General features: G+C 38.8%; 10 protein-coding genes, 2 tRNA genes and 1 pseudogene. 5 read left to right on the forward strand and 8 right to left on the reverse strand.

Going from position 1 to position 15788, the window contains the following annotated elements:
• The first annotated feature begins 14 nt into the window (after nt 1-14).
• Nucleotides 15-90: transfer RNA gene (locus GW828_RS18455), tRNA-Met, on the forward strand.
• A gap of 185 nt (nt 91-275) precedes the next feature.
• Nucleotides 276-413: transfer RNA gene (locus GW828_RS18460), tRNA-Met, on the forward strand.
• Nucleotides 414-988: 575 nt separating this feature from the next.
• Here GW828_RS18460 and GW828_RS18465 read toward each other — a convergent pair.
• From GW828_RS18465 to prmB, 7 genes are all read right to left on the reverse strand, one after another.
• Nucleotides 989-1351 (reverse strand): rhodanese-like domain-containing protein, encoded by a 363-nt coding sequence (locus GW828_RS18465; RefSeq protein WP_273059595.1) that lies wholly within the window; start codon nt 1349-1351, stop codon nt 989-991.
• Between the two features lie 360 nt (nt 1352-1711).
• A complete protein-coding gene (locus tag GW828_RS18470) occupies nt 1712-2251 on the reverse strand; it encodes an RNA methyltransferase (RefSeq protein WP_273059597.1) in 540 nt (179 codons plus the stop codon).
• 22 nt (nt 2252-2273) lie between these two features.
• Nucleotides 2274-2552 (reverse strand): YfcL family protein, encoded by a 279-nt coding sequence (locus GW828_RS18475; RefSeq protein WP_124016328.1) that lies wholly within the window; start codon nt 2550-2552, stop codon nt 2274-2276.
• A 3-nt stretch (nt 2553-2555) separates the two neighbouring features.
• Complete coding sequence (locus tag GW828_RS18480) at nt 2556-3710, reverse strand: ATP-NAD kinase family protein (protein WP_182697071.1); 1155 nt, start codon at nt 3708-3710, stop codon at nt 2556-2558.
• Between the two features lie 35 nt (nt 3711-3745).
• Complete coding sequence (locus GW828_RS18485) at nt 3746-4933, reverse strand: MFS transporter (protein ID WP_124016326.1); 1188 nt, start codon at nt 4931-4933, stop codon at nt 3746-3748.
• Nucleotides 4933-6027: a chorismate synthase gene (gene aroC, locus GW828_RS18490; RefSeq protein ID WP_273059601.1), complete on the reverse strand. Its 1095-nt coding sequence runs from the start codon at nt 6025-6027 to the stop codon at nt 4933-4935. The genes GW828_RS18485 and aroC overlap by 1 nt, the downstream gene beginning before the upstream one ends.
• A gap of 55 nt (nt 6028-6082) precedes the next feature.
• On the reverse strand, nt 6083-7027 hold the full coding sequence (gene prmB, locus GW828_RS18495; RefSeq protein ID WP_124016324.1) for a 50S ribosomal protein L3 N(5)-glutamine methyltransferase: 945 nt from the start codon (nt 7025-7027) through the stop codon (nt 6083-6085).
• 79 nt (nt 7028-7106) lie between these two features.
• On the opposite strand from prmB, the gene smrB reads away from it, so the two are divergent.
• Nucleotides 7107-7634, forward strand: coding sequence for an endonuclease SmrB (gene smrB / locus GW828_RS18500; protein ID WP_273059603.1), 528 nt, complete (start codon nt 7107-7109; stop codon nt 7632-7634).
• Between the two features lie 85 nt (nt 7635-7719).
• Here smrB and sixA read toward each other — a convergent pair whose 3' ends face one another.
• Nucleotides 7720-8193 carry a phosphohistidine phosphatase SixA gene (sixA, locus tag GW828_RS18505; RefSeq protein WP_182697072.1) on the reverse strand — a complete coding sequence of 158 codons (474 nt, stop codon included), beginning with the start codon at nt 8191-8193 and terminating at the stop codon, nt 7720-7722.
• 188 nt (nt 8194-8381) lie between these two features.
• On the opposite strand from sixA, the gene GW828_RS18510 reads away from it, so the two are divergent.
• Nucleotides 8382-11171, forward strand: a complete 2790-nt coding sequence (locus GW828_RS18510; protein WP_273059605.1) for an insulinase family protein — start codon at nt 8382-8384, stop codon at nt 11169-11171.
• A 197-nt stretch (nt 11172-11368) separates the two neighbouring features.
• Nucleotides 11369-15779, forward strand: a pseudogene (locus GW828_RS19305) (EAL domain-containing protein).
• The last annotated feature ends 9 nt before the right edge of the window (nt 15780-15788 follow it).

Here is a 15788-nt window from a genome sequence, read left to right on the forward strand (position 1 = left end):
AGCGTTTTATCGGACGCGGGATGGAGCAGTTGGTAGCTCGTCGGGCTCATAACCCGAAGGTCGTAGGTTCAAGTCCTACTCCCGCAACCATTTCTTAATCAATAGAATAAAAATAATTGATAGTGTTTTCGGACACAGGATAGAGCAGTTGGTAGCTTGTCGGGCTCAGATTTTTATAAATAAAGAGTCGAAGGTCGTAGTTTTTTATCAAGTCCTACTCCCGCAATCATTTCTTTAATCAATAGAATAAAAACAATTGATAGCGTTTTATCGGACGCGGGATGGAGCAGTTGGTAGCTCGTCGGGCTCATAACCCGAAGGTCGTAAATCAATCACTTGTTTGTTGGGCTCAGCTTTTTATAAATAAAGAGTCGAAGGTGGTAGCTTTTTATCAAGTCCTACTCCCGCAACCATTTTCTATTAGTAAACTTCCTATATTCATCTAATACCTCATCGTAATGCAACCATTCCCATAGCTAAGCACAGCAATTAATGCACCTTCGGACTCAATACTGTCATTTTTTAGAGGCTTGCTAGAAACTGCTCAATTGTTTTATAGATTAAGTCAGGCTGTCAGAAAAGGTCGTGTAAGTTCGAGCTTCGATAATCGTTAACTCTGTTTTAGGTAAGTTATGATTCAAAAAATATCATACATCAAAGACATCATCTGCTCCTTATCACCGACAATAATGTGAACCGGAATCGTAATTGCTTCAAGGCTCCCTATAAAATAAAACTTATCACATGCATAATAATCATTTCACATAACCCTAGGGCTTAAAGATATTTTGAGATGTCTATCTTCAATGTAATTCATCAGCCATTGTGCTAGTTAGCTCACAATGGTTAACTTATTACCTTGTGGGGGCTCTGGAAGGTGAAGTGTTACAGCGTTATCAAAAAACTGCTGTTGATACTCCTAAACAACACGGTACATCCTCAACCATGCAGAAATATTAACGTCATTGTTAACGTCTTTTTTCTGCTGTTATTTCGATATTGGCAACGCTAATTTCCACCAGCTGAGCATTCCACCTTCAAGTTGATACACATCAGTAAACCCATAATGTTTAAGCTTTCTAACTCCAGGAATGCTTCGATGGGCAGAGAGACATATAACGACAGTGGTTATCTCTTGTGATAATTGCAGCTGTTTTATCGTGTTAATGGAAAGCGATGTAATGGGCAGGTTTAGCGAACCTTCTATATGCGACTTGTCCCATTCCATTTTTGATCGAACATCTACTATTTGAATGCTATTTTTCTGAAGTCGCTTAAACACCGCTTGGGCGTCCATTTCAGGTACTTTTCCAAATGGTAGCCACTGAGCCAGATTGTTTAATATCGACATGACATACTCCAAATATTGCTGCCTAATGCTATGCCTAATCAGGCTTGATTGAAAAATATTGATTGGTTCCAAGGCATCAAATGAATAATGATGACTTTAGGTTTATATCAAAATCACTATCAATAATCACTATGGCGACCATATCTGCCACATAAGCCAATTCATCAAGCTTTTATTAACATAGATTATATGGATATCACTAACGTTAAATCTAACATGAAGCAGCACCTAAGCAATACTCAAGTACCAGAGCTAGCGACTATTTAACATATCTCTACTCTGGTGCTACAGTGATAATAAAAATGCCGAAAGATCTCTCGTTCGGCATTTTTATTATCTAAAATATTGATTTAAATAAATTTACTTCAACCAATGTTTTACTCTGGTGCGATTATTATTGTCCCGGCTTTGCTTAATTAATTCATCATCGGCTCTAACTTGAGTTGTTTTTGCTAATCGGTCATAAAGCAACACATTCACTGAAGCTGCTAAATTCATACAGCCCACTGTGGGGACGTAGACAACATTCTCAGCAGCATCAATTAATTGCTGTGGAATAGTGCCATCTTCTGGGCCAAATATATAAAACGCATTGTCGGGATGAATAAATATAGGCAGCGGCGTAGCACCTACTACCAGATCAACACAGACTATCGTCGCCCCTTCTGGCACGCTATCAAGTAGTGATTCGACACCCACTAGAGGAATCCGTTTAGCTGCATCTTTAGTGTCAACATCGTATTGAGCATCTCCTGACTTCGCTGCTAATTCGTAGCGTTTTCCGGTATAGCAAACATTACCAACACCGTAACAGCCTGCTGCACGCATAATACCGCCAACATTAACCGGAGTCTTAGGATTGACTAAACCAATAGTCACTTGCGAAGAAGGATTTACCATAAAAGCTGTTTATCTATTCCAGTTATGCTGCTTGAGCAACAATACGTTGACGTAATTGCTGCCACGCAGCTTCCACTAATGAAAAATCATGTTCATCTAATTCTTCATTTGCCAAGGCAAGGCACTTAACTAATTTTTGATCCAGTGCTGCTAAATCTTGTTCAGCCTCTATTTCTAATTCGGCTAACACAACGGCGACATGGCCTTGTAAATAACCACAAGCAAACAATGCATCATCGTCGCTGTGGCTAACACTGTCTTCAATCCAGGACTCTAATGCTGCATCGTACTGTTCTAACATGTTCTAGTTCTCCACTAAATCTGGGTTGGCTACTTGATACATCACGTAATCATGGTAACCCGTGACTATTTTGTAATAGCCAGTGAGTGCTTTATCTAATTCAGGGTCGCCACTATCCACAATAAGTGGCCTGCCTTCAAGTGCTTTTAACTTAGTTTTTGTCGCTAAGATTAAAATATTGTCTTTTTCTATTTGTCTGATGAGATCAGGTGACAACTGCTGATTACCTCGACCTAAAATATGCCCTTGCCCGCCGATTAAAGTGATCACCAGTTTTACGCTGGGATACGTTTTTTTATCCGTAATGAACGTGAGCAGTTGCTGCGCCGTTACATCCTGAGCCACAATCTGTTTATGTTGAATAACATCAACACCGAGCAAGGTATTAGCTAAGCCTAAATCTTCCATTACGGCGGCAACTGTGCTGCCAGACCCCATAATATAAAGTTCATCGTCCATGGATTCAATTATGTCAGCGGCAATGTCGGCCAGCACTAATTCATCGACTTCTTTTCCGCCCATTTTAACGGCTTGTATGTAACGCGGCTCTGCAGGAACCGTCATCTCACCGAATCGTCTCGCTTTTACAATGCCTTGCCTAAACGCAACTTCATCGATATCCATAACATCGGCTGACATCAAACTGACTAACTCACCGTTTAATAGCATACGGACCACTACACCCGATGCATGCGGAGTAATGCCATACACTCCAGAATGAATTTTCACTCCAGCGGGAACGCCCAGTACAGGGAAAGAATCATCAACAACAGCGTAAATATCACGAGCAGTACCATCACCACCGGCAAATAACAGCAAATCTAATTGATGCTCAAGTAAGCATTTAACCGCTTGCTGTGTATCTAGCGCAGATGTTTTTTCAGCAGAGCGAGTCTCAATAGCGCGATACACCTCTTGAGTGCTAAAGCCCATTTGGCGACATAACAACCCGCCCATGTCACCAGATGCGGTAATAATATCGATTTGTTCAGCAAACGGTAAAATGACATCCAAAGCCTGTTGCATACGTTGTTGTGCTTTAGGTATGGCGCCTTTAGCTAAGGCTTCATTAGCTACACCATCAGAGCCTTTTAAGCCGACACTCCCGCCTAAACCAGCGAGTGGATTAATGATAATTCCTAAGCGAAAACGTTTCACATCAACTCCTTGCTATAACGACAATACTGTTTTAATTAACCTTGAGCAGTGGTTGTATTTGTAGCTGCTTCACCATTGATGTTGGGGATCATCAGTACCGCAAACATTGATAGCAATGCACAGCTTGCAGCAAATACCCACACCCACATGGTTTGACTACCATCGCCCCAAATCATGCCGCTTATCCATGTACCTAGTGCACCGCCCACCCCAAAACTAACACTGGCATATAATGCCTGCCCAGTGCTGCGGTGACTGACATTAAAATGCCGATGAATAAAATGAATTGATGCTGCATGCACTAAGCCAAAAGTAAATGCATGTAATAATTGGCTGACGATTAATAATGAAACATGTTCAACGCCAAACGCTAACAATAACCAGCGAACCGAAGTCAGCAAAAGACTCACCACCAGTAACACTCGAATACCATATTGGCGGATAAGACGCGATGAATAGAAAAAGATCACAATTTCAGCTAAAACGCCTAAAGCAACCAGTATTCCAGCAATTGTTTCAGAGTAGCCGACCTGTTTTAAATACAATACAAAGAAGCCATAAAATGGCCCTACACTCATCTGCAATAACATTGCCGATAACATAAACCACACTAATGATGCATCAAATGTCAGCTTGGGCCGTTCAGATTTATTGACCACCACACTGCGATTAGCGGGTAATGGGAGCGAGCAAGCAAATAAACCTAAAAATAATATCATCCCCATATAAGGCAATACTTCTGGCCCCCAGTGATCAATTGCCAGGCCACCACTGATCACCAGCACGATATATCCCACACTGCCCCAACTGCGAATAGCCCCATAACGCTCTGCTTTATCACCTAAGGTTTCTAAGGTAATTACTTCTAATTGAGCAAGAATCGAATTCCAAAAGAAGGTATAAATAGCCAGACTGACCGCGAGATATATGAAGCTACCATCAAAGAAAAAACTGGTGTAAGTAATCGCAGCGGCAAAGGATCCCAGCTTAATCAGTTCTGAGCGCATACCGGTGCGATCAGCCACAGCAGCCCACACATTAGGCGCAACAATTCGAGTCGCCATCAGTATTGCCAAGAGAAAACCAATTTCTTGGGCATTGAATCCTCGACTATCAAAGAAAACGCCCAAATAGGGAACCATAATGCCGAGAATGGAAAAAAAGAAAAAATAACAAGCGCCGAGCCAGCGTAAATCTGGCTCGGCGCGCTTAACTGAGGACATTAGCGCATTCCGATAACTGGCGTTTGACTGGTTACATCATGGTTTTGAGCACGATGTCTTAATAAATGATCCATTAAAACAATGGCTAGCATCGCTTCAGCAATAGGAACGGCACGAATGCCCACACAAGGATCATGGCGACCTTTGGTGATCATCTCAATACTCTCGCCCTGCACTGTAATGCTTTGGCCTGGCACGCTAATGCTTGAGGTGGGTTTTAACGCAATATGGGCAACGACTGGCTGACCAGATGAAATTCCACCCAAAACGCCACCAGCATGATTAGAGGCAAAACCTTGTGGAGACATTAAGTCGCGACCTTCGGAACCTTTTTGAGTAACAACCCCGAAGCCATCACCAATTTCAACACCTTTAACCGCATTAATGCCCATCAATGCATGGGCAATGTCGGCATCGAGACGGTCAAATACTGGCTCGCCTAAGCCCACTGGTACGCCAGTCGCGACAACGGTAACTTTGGCACCAACTGAGTCGCCGGATTTGCGCAAGCCACGCATATACTCATCTAATGCTTCTAACTTAGCGGCATCAGGAAAGAAAAATGCATTTTGTTCAATTTGAGCTAAATCGATAGTCTCAGCACAAATAGGTCCTAATTGAGCAAGGTAGCCATAAATTTCAATGCCATGAACTTGCTTGAGATATTTTTTAGCTACGGCACCCGCGGCAACACGCATTGCCGTTTCACGCGCAGACGAACGGCCACCGCCACGGTAATCACGCATGCCGTACTTTTGTTGATAAGTATAATCAGCATGACCGGGACGAAAGGTGTCTTTAATATCGGAGTAATCTTGGCTGCGTTGATCGGTATTTTCAATCAATAAACCAATAGAGGTGCCAGTGGTTTTGCCTTCAAAGACACCTGACAAAATTCTCACTTCATCAGCTTCCCGACGAGCAGTAGTATAGCGAGACGTGCCAGGACGACGGCGATCTAAATCATGCTGCATATCTTCAACTGCTAACTCAAGTCCTGGCGGACAGCCGTCAATAATACAACCTAACGCGACACCATGGCTTTCACCAAAAGTTGTCACCACAAAATTTTGACCGATACTATTTCCTGACATGAGCGTTAACTACCTCTATTTAAATTTACAGTAATGCGTTTGCTGTACCTGCCTATTATTCACTATCTTTATAGATGGCGAAAAGTGATTCATTTTCAACTAGCTGATCACGGGTCAATACAAACACACCATCACCGCCAAATTCAAAATCAACCCAAGTAAACGGCATATCCGGATACTGCTCAATCAAATGCACCATTGAATTACCTACTTCAACGACCAGTAAACCGGTTTCGGTAAGATAATCTGCTGCATTAGCTAAGATACGCTTGGTTAAATCTAAGCCGTCATTACCAGACGCTAATCCAATCGCAGGTTCGTGATGATACTCTTCTGGCATGTCACCAATATCTTGGGCATCTACATATGGCGGGTTAGAAACAATTAAGTCGTAATGTGGGCCTTTAGAAATAGCCGAGAATAAATCAGATTGCATAGGGAAAACACGATCTAACACGCCCAATGATTCAATATTAATCTGAGCAACTTCAAGCGCATCTTCACTAATATCTAATGCGTCCACTTCTGCATCTTCAAATGCATAAGCACAAGCAATGGCAATACAAGCACTGCCAGTACACAAATCCATAATGCGATTAACTGGCTTGTTGTACAACCAAGGGCTAAATTGATTATTAATCATTTCAGCAATCGGTGAACGCGGTACAAGCACGCGTTCATCAACATAAAATTCAAGCCCGGCAAAATTGGCTTTATTGGTTAAATACGGTACAGGTAAGCGCTCACGAACTCGACGAATGATCAACTCAACGATTTTGTGTTTTTCGCTACTGGTTAAATTACTTAAAATAACTTGCTGGCCGATTTCTTCAGGTAAGTGTAGAGCATGAAAAACCAATGCAATCGCTTCATCCCAAGCATTATCCGTTCCGTGGCCATAATAAATATTGGCATCATTAAAACGGCTAACAGCCCAACGTAACATATCAGCGATGGTACTTAACTCAGTGACAGCTTCATCTACAAAGATCTTATCCAAAACACACTCCTTAAAAATTGTTCTGCGCTATTGTAACTGATGTCTATTAAGATGACCTAGAATTCAATACAATACGCTTATGAAACACGATAATTATGCAGACTCATCGCTGTTTAGTGCATTAATCGCAGATATCAAACCGCTACGGCAAGATACTCACCACTTTAAACAGCCAGTCAAAGCCAAAAAACAGTTCGAAACCAAAGAACGTCAGATTCATGCTGATAGTTATTTTTCGGACATATATCAGCCGCTTATGCCGGTCGATGGACCTATGCGCTGGATTAATTCCAACACAGATAAACATGAATTGAAACGTTTAAGACGCGGGGACTATTCACCCGACCTATTGTTAGATTTACATGGAATGCGACAAGCAGAAGCCAAACTTGAATTAGCGGCGCTGATTCAAGCATGCGTTAAGCAAAGCATAATATGTTGCAGTGTAATGCACGGTTATGGAATGGGAATTTTAAAGCAACAAACGCCAATGTGGCTAGCACAACATCCAAACGTAAAAGCCTTTCACCAAGCACCAAAAGAATGGGGCGGCGATGCAGCGTTGTTAGTATTGATTGATATTGGTGATCATCCTCACCGACGTTAATTTGAGAAAATAAGCGTGGACAGTAAAAAGGTAAGTAACCACTTACCTTTTTTGCAAACTGGTTTTATTCAACACGCAATTACCATTACACAACAACTTGATGTGGTGCTGTCATTGCTACGAAACTGGCATTTTGAGCATGTTTGTCAATATGAGCCACTGCAGAAGTAGCAAACAAAGGCGGTTCCATACCAGCCACAAGCTCACTAACCATAAAGCCTAAAAGAGGCATATGAGCAATAACCAAGACATTATCTGCCTTATATTGTTCGGCATAAGCCAAGACAAGATCAACCGCTCTTATTGCATCACCGGAAGGAGTAACATCGTCAAGTACCAGCAACTTACGCGGTTCAGGTAAGTGTTTACTGACTTTTTGCCATGTTTGCTGAGATCGTAAATACGGACTCACAATCACCAAGTCAAAATGACTGACTTGTCTTGCTAACCAATTAGCCATATCGCCCGTCTGAATTCGACCATTGTCAGTTAACTTTCGTTCTCTGTCTGACGGTGCATTCAAACTCGCTTCACCATGGCGCATCAAAAATAGCTGCATACTTCTCTCAAGATATTTTTATTCTCATTATGACCCAATTGTAGCGTTAATCCTCGTAACAACAAACCTAGAATTAAGCATATTAAGATAAACTTTAGTCGATAATAGGATAAAACTGCCCAAGGTAATTTGCTAAAAAGTAATAACAAGATCAATATATAACAAGTTATCTTTTCTGGAGCCTCCTCTTGCCTGAATTTCCAGCAGTTTATAAAAGCCAAAATGATCATCGCCAGTACCAATATCGAGTGTTAAATAACCAACTCAAAGTACTGCTGGTTGAAGATATGCAATCAAATCAAGCCGCTGCTTCTATGGCGGTAAGTGTTGGTCATTTTGACGATCCGGTTGAGCGTCCTGGTATGGCACATTTTCTTGAACATATGTTGTTTTTAGGGACTGAAAAATATCCAGACTCAGGCGAGTATCATGCTTACATTAATCAACATGGCGGCAGTAATAATGCATGGACAGGTACTGAACAAACAAATTTTTTCTACAGTATTAACGCTGAAGCCTTAGAAGGTTCACTAGACAGATTTAGTCAATTTTTCATTGCACCTAAGTTTGATTTAGAGCTGGTTGATAGAGAAAGGCAAGCAATCGAATCTGAATTCAGTTTGAAATTAAAAGATGACATTCGCCGTGTTTATCAAGTCCAAAAAGAAACCGTTAACCCAAAGCATCCGTTTTCAAAATTCTCTGTAGGTAACCAAACAACCTTAGCAGGCAAACAAGCAGGCATAAGAGATGAGCTGCTGGCTTTTTATCAACAACATTACAGCGCAAATATCATGACATTGTGCGTGGTAGCCCCCTGCCCTATAGCCAAACTAGAAAGCATTGTTGAGCAATACTTTTCAAACATCCTCAATAGAAATGTAAGTAAACACTATCCTTGTGAAGCTTTAATAACACAGGCTGAACAACAAAAGCACATACAAATAATACCGTTAAAAGATCAAAAACGAGTCAGTATTAGTTTTTCCCTGCCAGAGATAGACCAATTTTATAAACGTAAACCGCTTACATTTATCAGCCACTTACTCGGTAATGAAAGTCCGGGAAGTTTGCTTTCGTATTTAAAAATACATGGGCTAGCCAATAATTTATCTGCAGGCGGTGGTGTTAATGGCTACAACTTTAAAGATTACTCAATCAGCATACAATTAACCGACAAAGGATTGATAGAACTTGATGAAGTGGTTAGCTGTGTTTTTGAATACATCGAGTTAATTAAACAGCAAGGTATTCAAGCGTGGCGTTACCAAGAACGAGCCAACTTACTTGATACGGCATTTCGGTTTCAAGAACAAATTAAAACCTTGGATCTAGCGAGTCATCTTAGTATTAACATGCACCATTACGATATTGAAGACATTATCTATGGTGACTATCGCATGGATGAAATGCTCGAGGATGAAACTACACAACTGCTTGGTATGATGTCGGTGAGCAACATGCGTTTGCTCACAGTAGCGAAAGAGTCTCTAGTAGATAGTCACGCTGATTGGTACAACACTTCTTATCAAGTTAGAGCATTACAGCCCCAGCAAATCGCAAAATGGTCATTAGTCTCCATTAGAGATGAGCTCAAGCTGCCTGAAAAAAATCCGTTTATTGTCGCCAATCCGCAAGCTCGAGCAAACAAAAGCAATACACAAGTACCAACCATTGTTGCTGAAGGCGAAGGTTATCGCATTTGGCATAAAAAAGATGATGAATTTAATGTCCCTAAAGGGCATTTATATTTATCGCTAGACTCAGAGCAAGCTAGCTCAACACCAAGACAAGCAGCATTAACAAGACTGTACGTTGAAATGCTAATTGATTACCTAGCAGAACCAACATACCAAGCAGAGGTTGCTGGGCTTAACTATAATATTTATCCCCACCAAGGTGGTATTACTCTGCATTTAACCGGTTTTACTGGTAACCAAGAAAAACTGCTCACTCTAATCATCAATAAAGCCCGCGAGCGTAACTTTACCGAACAACGCTTTAACATGATTAAAAATCAGATATTACGTAGTTGGAATAACGTTGCTCAAGCCAAACCGATATCACAGTTATTTACCAGCCTAACCGTGACACTGCAAAAAAGAAGTTTTGAACCGGCCAGAATGGCTGAAGAACTTACGCTGCTAAGCCTTGATGATTTACATCAACATGTAAGTGTATTTTATGAAAAAATTTATCTTGAAGGCCTAGTATACGGTGACTGGCTGGTTGAAGAAGCGCTGCAACTAGGCAAGCGCTTACAGCATTTATTATCATTAGTCACAAAACCAAGCGCAGAAGCATCACGCGAATTGATTAATCTGGATAAAAGAGGTTCATTACTGCGGGAGAAAACAATTGCTCATCAAGATAGCGCGATTATTGTTTACTATCAGTCCCGAAAGGCGACTCCCGAACGTGTTGCATTATTCAGTTTATTAAACCATACGATGTCATCAACCTTTTTTCATGAACTGCGCACCAAACAGCAATTGGGCTATATGGTGGGAACAGGTTATTTACCGTTAAACAGACACCCTGGAATAATTTTTTATGTGCAGTCCCCTACTACGGGGCCAAGGCAACTTCTTGAAGCTATAGATGAATTCATCGCTGACTTTAATTATGCAGTGATGCAAATAACGAATGAACAATGGGAAAGCACCAAGCAAGGCATGATTAGCCAAATCATGGAACACGATACCAACCTAAAAACCCGCAGCCAACGCTACTGGGTAAGCTTAGGTAATCGAGACTATGAATTTAATCAACGTGAAATGGTCGTATCGGAAGTCGAAAAACTCACCAGAGCAGACTTGATTAAGTTTATGGTCGCGCACATGCGCAGTAAAGATTGTGATCGTTTAGTCCTATTTAACAGTGGAGATCAACATCACAATCAAGCAAGCTTAAGTTCAGATAATATGATCGAAGACTTAAAAACATTTAAACAGCAAGCTGATAAATTTCAGTTTTAGCAAATGTCTTTAGCTAAAAGGCGTCATATACCAAGTAGGCTACCATTATGTTAACAAATCGTCTTAGCTACAATTAATAGTACGAAATACCAAATAAAACTTTCGTATTAGTTAACTAGTTGATTAAAAAATAGTTATTTAAGCATTTTATGGTAATAATTGACTAATATTCTATCAATCAGACCTTTTTTGTTAACATGCTTTTGACAAAGCCCTTAGTTTCTGAAAAAGTAGACAAATCATCGACTTCTTTGCGGCATCGAAAGAGAATAAGTATAAAAATTATGCCTAAAATTTTACTCTTCATATGTGTTTATTTTATTTTTAGCTTCGGCGCTACAGCCATTGAAGCTGACAAAACAGAATCAAATTTCGATCTACTGCTAAATTATACTAACTACGGCGTTGTAGATGGTTTATCCCAAGACACCGTTACGGCCATTGTTGAAGATAACGAAGGCTACGTTTGGGTTGGAACGATCAATGGCTTAAACCGTTTTGACGGTAATGAATTTAAGCAATTCTATGCCGATGGCGGTAAAGGGGAACTACCTAGTTCGTTTATTCGTAATTTACTGATTGATGATAACGGCATTTTACTTGTAGGCACTGATAAAGGCTTTGTTCAATTTGATAAAGAATCAGAATCATTTACTAAAAATAGCATATCAACACTTATTGGCGAACAAGCTATTTGGTCTATATCAAAGCAAGATGGAGAAGTCTTTATTGGATTAAATAAGGAATTTATATCTTACGACAATACCTCTTTAAATATTATGTCTTCATTAAAAAACGAAAAAATTAAAGAAGTAAAAAAAGTAATTAAATTCAAAAACAATTTCTATATAAGAAATTATGAAGGCAGTGTTTTTGAAAAGCAAAATAAAACAGGACTGATTATTGAAATAATGGATCAATCAAATGATTTATCCTTGATTGACGACCAAATTATAATGGCAAATGAAGATGGTTTATATCTTTATGATAAAGTTTTAAAAAAAATATCCAACTTAAATTTAACTAGTATCGATTATGACACGGATGGCAATATAGCCATTCGTGAAAATAACATACTAAACATAGACTTTTTAGATGGGGAAATAATGACATCTCCCATAGGGTCTATAAACATTGATGCAAAAAAACTAAAAAAAGCCTTTATAAAGAAAGTAAACAAAAACATCTATATTTCTAATTATATTGATGGATTTATAAAAATATCTAAAGATAATAATATAATAAAAAAAATCAACAATAATAGTACTGGGGCTTGGTCTATGACAAAGGACTCAGAGAATATATTTTTAGTAAATAACACTGATACAATACATGTTTATGATCTTAACCTTAAGTTAATTAGAGACATTGCGACTGATATACCTCATGGACCAAAATCAGTATTTGTAAAAAATAATATTATATGGATAGGCTCACCTTCAGGCTTATTTCTTAAAAACAAACTAAAACCAAATGAGAAAGAAAAAAAGGTTATCAGTGGTACAATTTTCAGTATAAAAGAGTTTAATGAAAAGTTATATATATCAACATTTGAAGGTGATATATTTACAATAGACTTATTAAATAACTCAGAGTTTAGAACATCTCAGATAATTCCAAAAACTGGCTATCCAATCTACGACACATTGTTAATTGAGGATACATTATGGATCGCATCTCAGAATGGTTTAATAACATTAAAAAAACAATAAATTAGAAACAATATATAGTGACGACTTTGTTTTTAATATTATTAAAAATGATGAAGAAGTTTACTTTGGAACAAGAAACTCAATTTACTCCATCAATACAAAAACAGAATCAAATATAAAAAAAGTATTAGATAGGAAAAAAGTAATTTATTCTATTACTAAACTTAACAATACACTCACAGCTACATCGAATAGAGAAGTTAGCATTCTAGATTTAAAAAATAATAAAACTTACACACTCAAGATTAAAAATGGTTCGCTAGAAGATTATAATACACAATCGTCGTTAATCATTGACAATCAGATTTTATTAGGTAGCAATGATGGCATAAGCTTGATTGATCCAATTGCTAGTATCTCACATATAGAAAGTTTGAAAACAAAAAAAATTCACCTTCAAGATTTATTTTTATTTAACACTAAAGTAAAATTAGGCGATAAAATATTACCATCACCTCTAGAAAGTCTTCCTGAGATTGTATTAAAATATTCAGATTACCCGTTTAGTATTAAGTTTAATGTTTTAGGTGATAGAAATGATGATTATGAATTCTTTTATTACCTAGAAGATTTAGAAAGAAACTGGTTATCTACGAATGGTAATGACACTGTCACGTATACAAACTTATCGGCAGGGGATTACACATTTAGATTATTTGCAGAAAATAATCTAACAGGGAAACGAACTGAAGAAAGAAAGTTAAAAGTGACTATAACTCCACCTTGGTGGTTATCAAAATTAGCATTATTTACATATATGATTGTTACTTTATTTATAATTTCTTTATTTATAAAGTCAGCAATCCGCCGTAGACAAATCCAAAAACAAATAGCCCAAAGCGAAGAGCGGTTAAAACTGTCTCTGTGGGGAAGTGGCGATGAGATGTGGGACTGGGATATTGAAAGTGGCAAAATTTACCGTTCGAATATCTGGGGCTCTTTAGACTTCCCTCAATACGGTCGTCGCTCGGGTAATCCTGATGAAGAAAGTAATATCCACCCTCTTGATAGAGAACGGGTGACCAAAGCGTTAAATGATCACTTTAGCGCACTGACAGACCATTTTGAAATAGCATATCGAGTCAAAGCACGTAACCAGCAATGGATATGGATTTTAGATAGAGCAAAAATTGTCGAGCGCGATCAAAAAGATCGACCTTTGCGTATGACTGGTACAATTAAAGACATCAATAATATAAAACAAGCAGAAGAGCAATTGCGTTTATTCGCAAGAGCTATTGAAAATATCTCTGAGGGGATGTTTATTCTTGATGAAAAATATCAATTTGTTGAAGTGAATGAAGCTTGCTGTGAACTCAGTGAATTAACAAGAGAAAAATTTGTCGATGAAATACTCAACTTCACTCGCTATCCAGCGAGCTATTCTGAACAAATAAGAAACTTACTAAAACAACAAGGTCGTTGGAGCGGCGAAATTGAAGCCAGTAAAGGTAAAGACAATTTTTTCTTAATGGAGCTAACCATTGATGCCATCTACAATGAACAAGGCGAAACCAGCCATTACGTCGGTGTTTTCTCAGATATAACACGTCGTAAACAACAGGAAGAAGAACTCAGAAAGCTGACTAACAATGACTTACTTACCGGTTTACCTAATCGCTCTAGTTTGCAAGTCACACTGAGTAACCTAGTCAAAAAAGATATTCATCATACGTTAATGGTGCTTGATTTAGATAATTTTAAGCGTATTAACGATTCTTTAGGCCATCAGATTGGTGATGATTTATTAATTGGTGTAGCAGAGCGAATTAAATTAGCCATTCCCAAACATGCCAGCCTATATCGCCTTGGAGGAGATGAATTTGCCTTACTCGTCGATCAACATCCTGATATAGGTGCATGCGCCGCCATTGCCACACAAGTGATTAATTGTTTAAAGCCGGCTTTTATTCTTAATAATGATTCACTCGTACTCGGTATTAGTATTGGTATTGTGCTTTACCCTGAAGATGAGCAAAACGAGCAAGCATTATTACGTAAAGCAGACATCGCCATGTATCACGCAAAATCTGGTGGTGGTAATCGCTATCAGTTCTATTCAGAATCATTAAACCAAAACGCATTACGTCAACTTGAAATAGAAACCTTAATCAGAGAAGCACTCAAAGACGATTTATTTGAAGTCTATTACCAACCTAAAATTGATGTGAAGAAAGATCGTCTCACCGGTATGGAAGCATTAGTAAGATTAAATCATCCTAAATTAGGCTTAATAGGACCGAATGAATTTATTCCTTTGGCCGAAGAAAATGGTTTGATTGTTGAAATTGGTGACGTGGTGCTAAGAAAAGCTTGCTTTGCCGCGCAAAAATGGCTCGAATCAGGCCTGTTTAGTGGCAGAGTCGCTGTCAATTTATCGTCAAGGCAATTTGCTCTTCCTGATCTGCAACAACGAATAGAGTCAATTTTACGACTCACAAAATTACCAGCTAAACACTTAGAACTTGAGATCACTGAAGGGACTGTGATTAAAAATCCAGAGCAAGCGATTAAGGTGATGCAACAATTAGCTAAAATGGGCGTTAGCTTGGCACTTGACGACTTTGGTACCGGTTACTCCTCTTTGTCATATCTAAAAAGATTCCCGATTAACTGCTTAAAAATTGATAAAACTTTTGTTGATGACATTGATAAATCCGACCGAGATCTCAAGATGGTCGATTCAATTATTACCATAGCCCACAATATGGGACTTACTGTGGTAGGTGAAGGTGTAGAACAAACGGCTCAATTAAACATCTTAAAAGCACTTAATTGTGAAGAGATTCAAGGTTATATCTATAGCAAACCTATTAAAGAAGCTGACTTTGAGTTAATGCTTGCTGCCGATAAACTTAAGTTTGATACCATCAACGAAATCCAAATAAAAAAATAAATCACTCTC

This window comes from Shewanella vesiculosa (assembly GCF_009994065.1).
Taxonomy (GTDB): domain Bacteria; phylum Pseudomonadota; class Gammaproteobacteria; order Enterobacterales; family Shewanellaceae; genus Shewanella; species Shewanella vesiculosa.

Excerpts from the sequence above, each read along its gene's own strand:
- smrB (WP_273059603.1), top strand. The coding sequence starts at position 7,107 with ATGAAACACGATAATTATGCAGACTCATCGCTGTTTAGTGCATTAATC.
- GW828_RS18485 (WP_124016326.1), bottom strand. The coding sequence starts at position 4,933 with ATGTCCTCAGTTAAGCGCGCCGAGCCAGATTTACGCTGGCTCGGCGCT.
- sixA (WP_182697072.1), bottom strand. The coding sequence starts at position 8,193 with ATGCAGCTATTTTTGATGCGCCATGGTGAAGCGAGTTTGAATGCACCG.
- GW828_RS18475 (WP_124016328.1), bottom strand. The coding sequence starts at position 2,552 with ATGTTAGAACAGTACGATGCAGCATTAGAGTCCTGGATTGAAGACAGT.
- GW828_RS18470 (WP_273059597.1), bottom strand. The coding sequence starts at position 2,251 with ATGGTAAATCCTTCTTCGCAAGTGACTATTGGTTTAGTCAATCCTAAG.
- aroC (WP_273059601.1), bottom strand. The coding sequence starts at position 6,027 with ATGTCAGGAAATAGTATCGGTCAAAATTTTGTGGTGACAACTTTTGGT.
- GW828_RS18465 (WP_273059595.1), bottom strand. The coding sequence starts at position 1,351 with ATGTCGATATTAAACAATCTGGCTCAGTGGCTACCATTTGGAAAAGTA.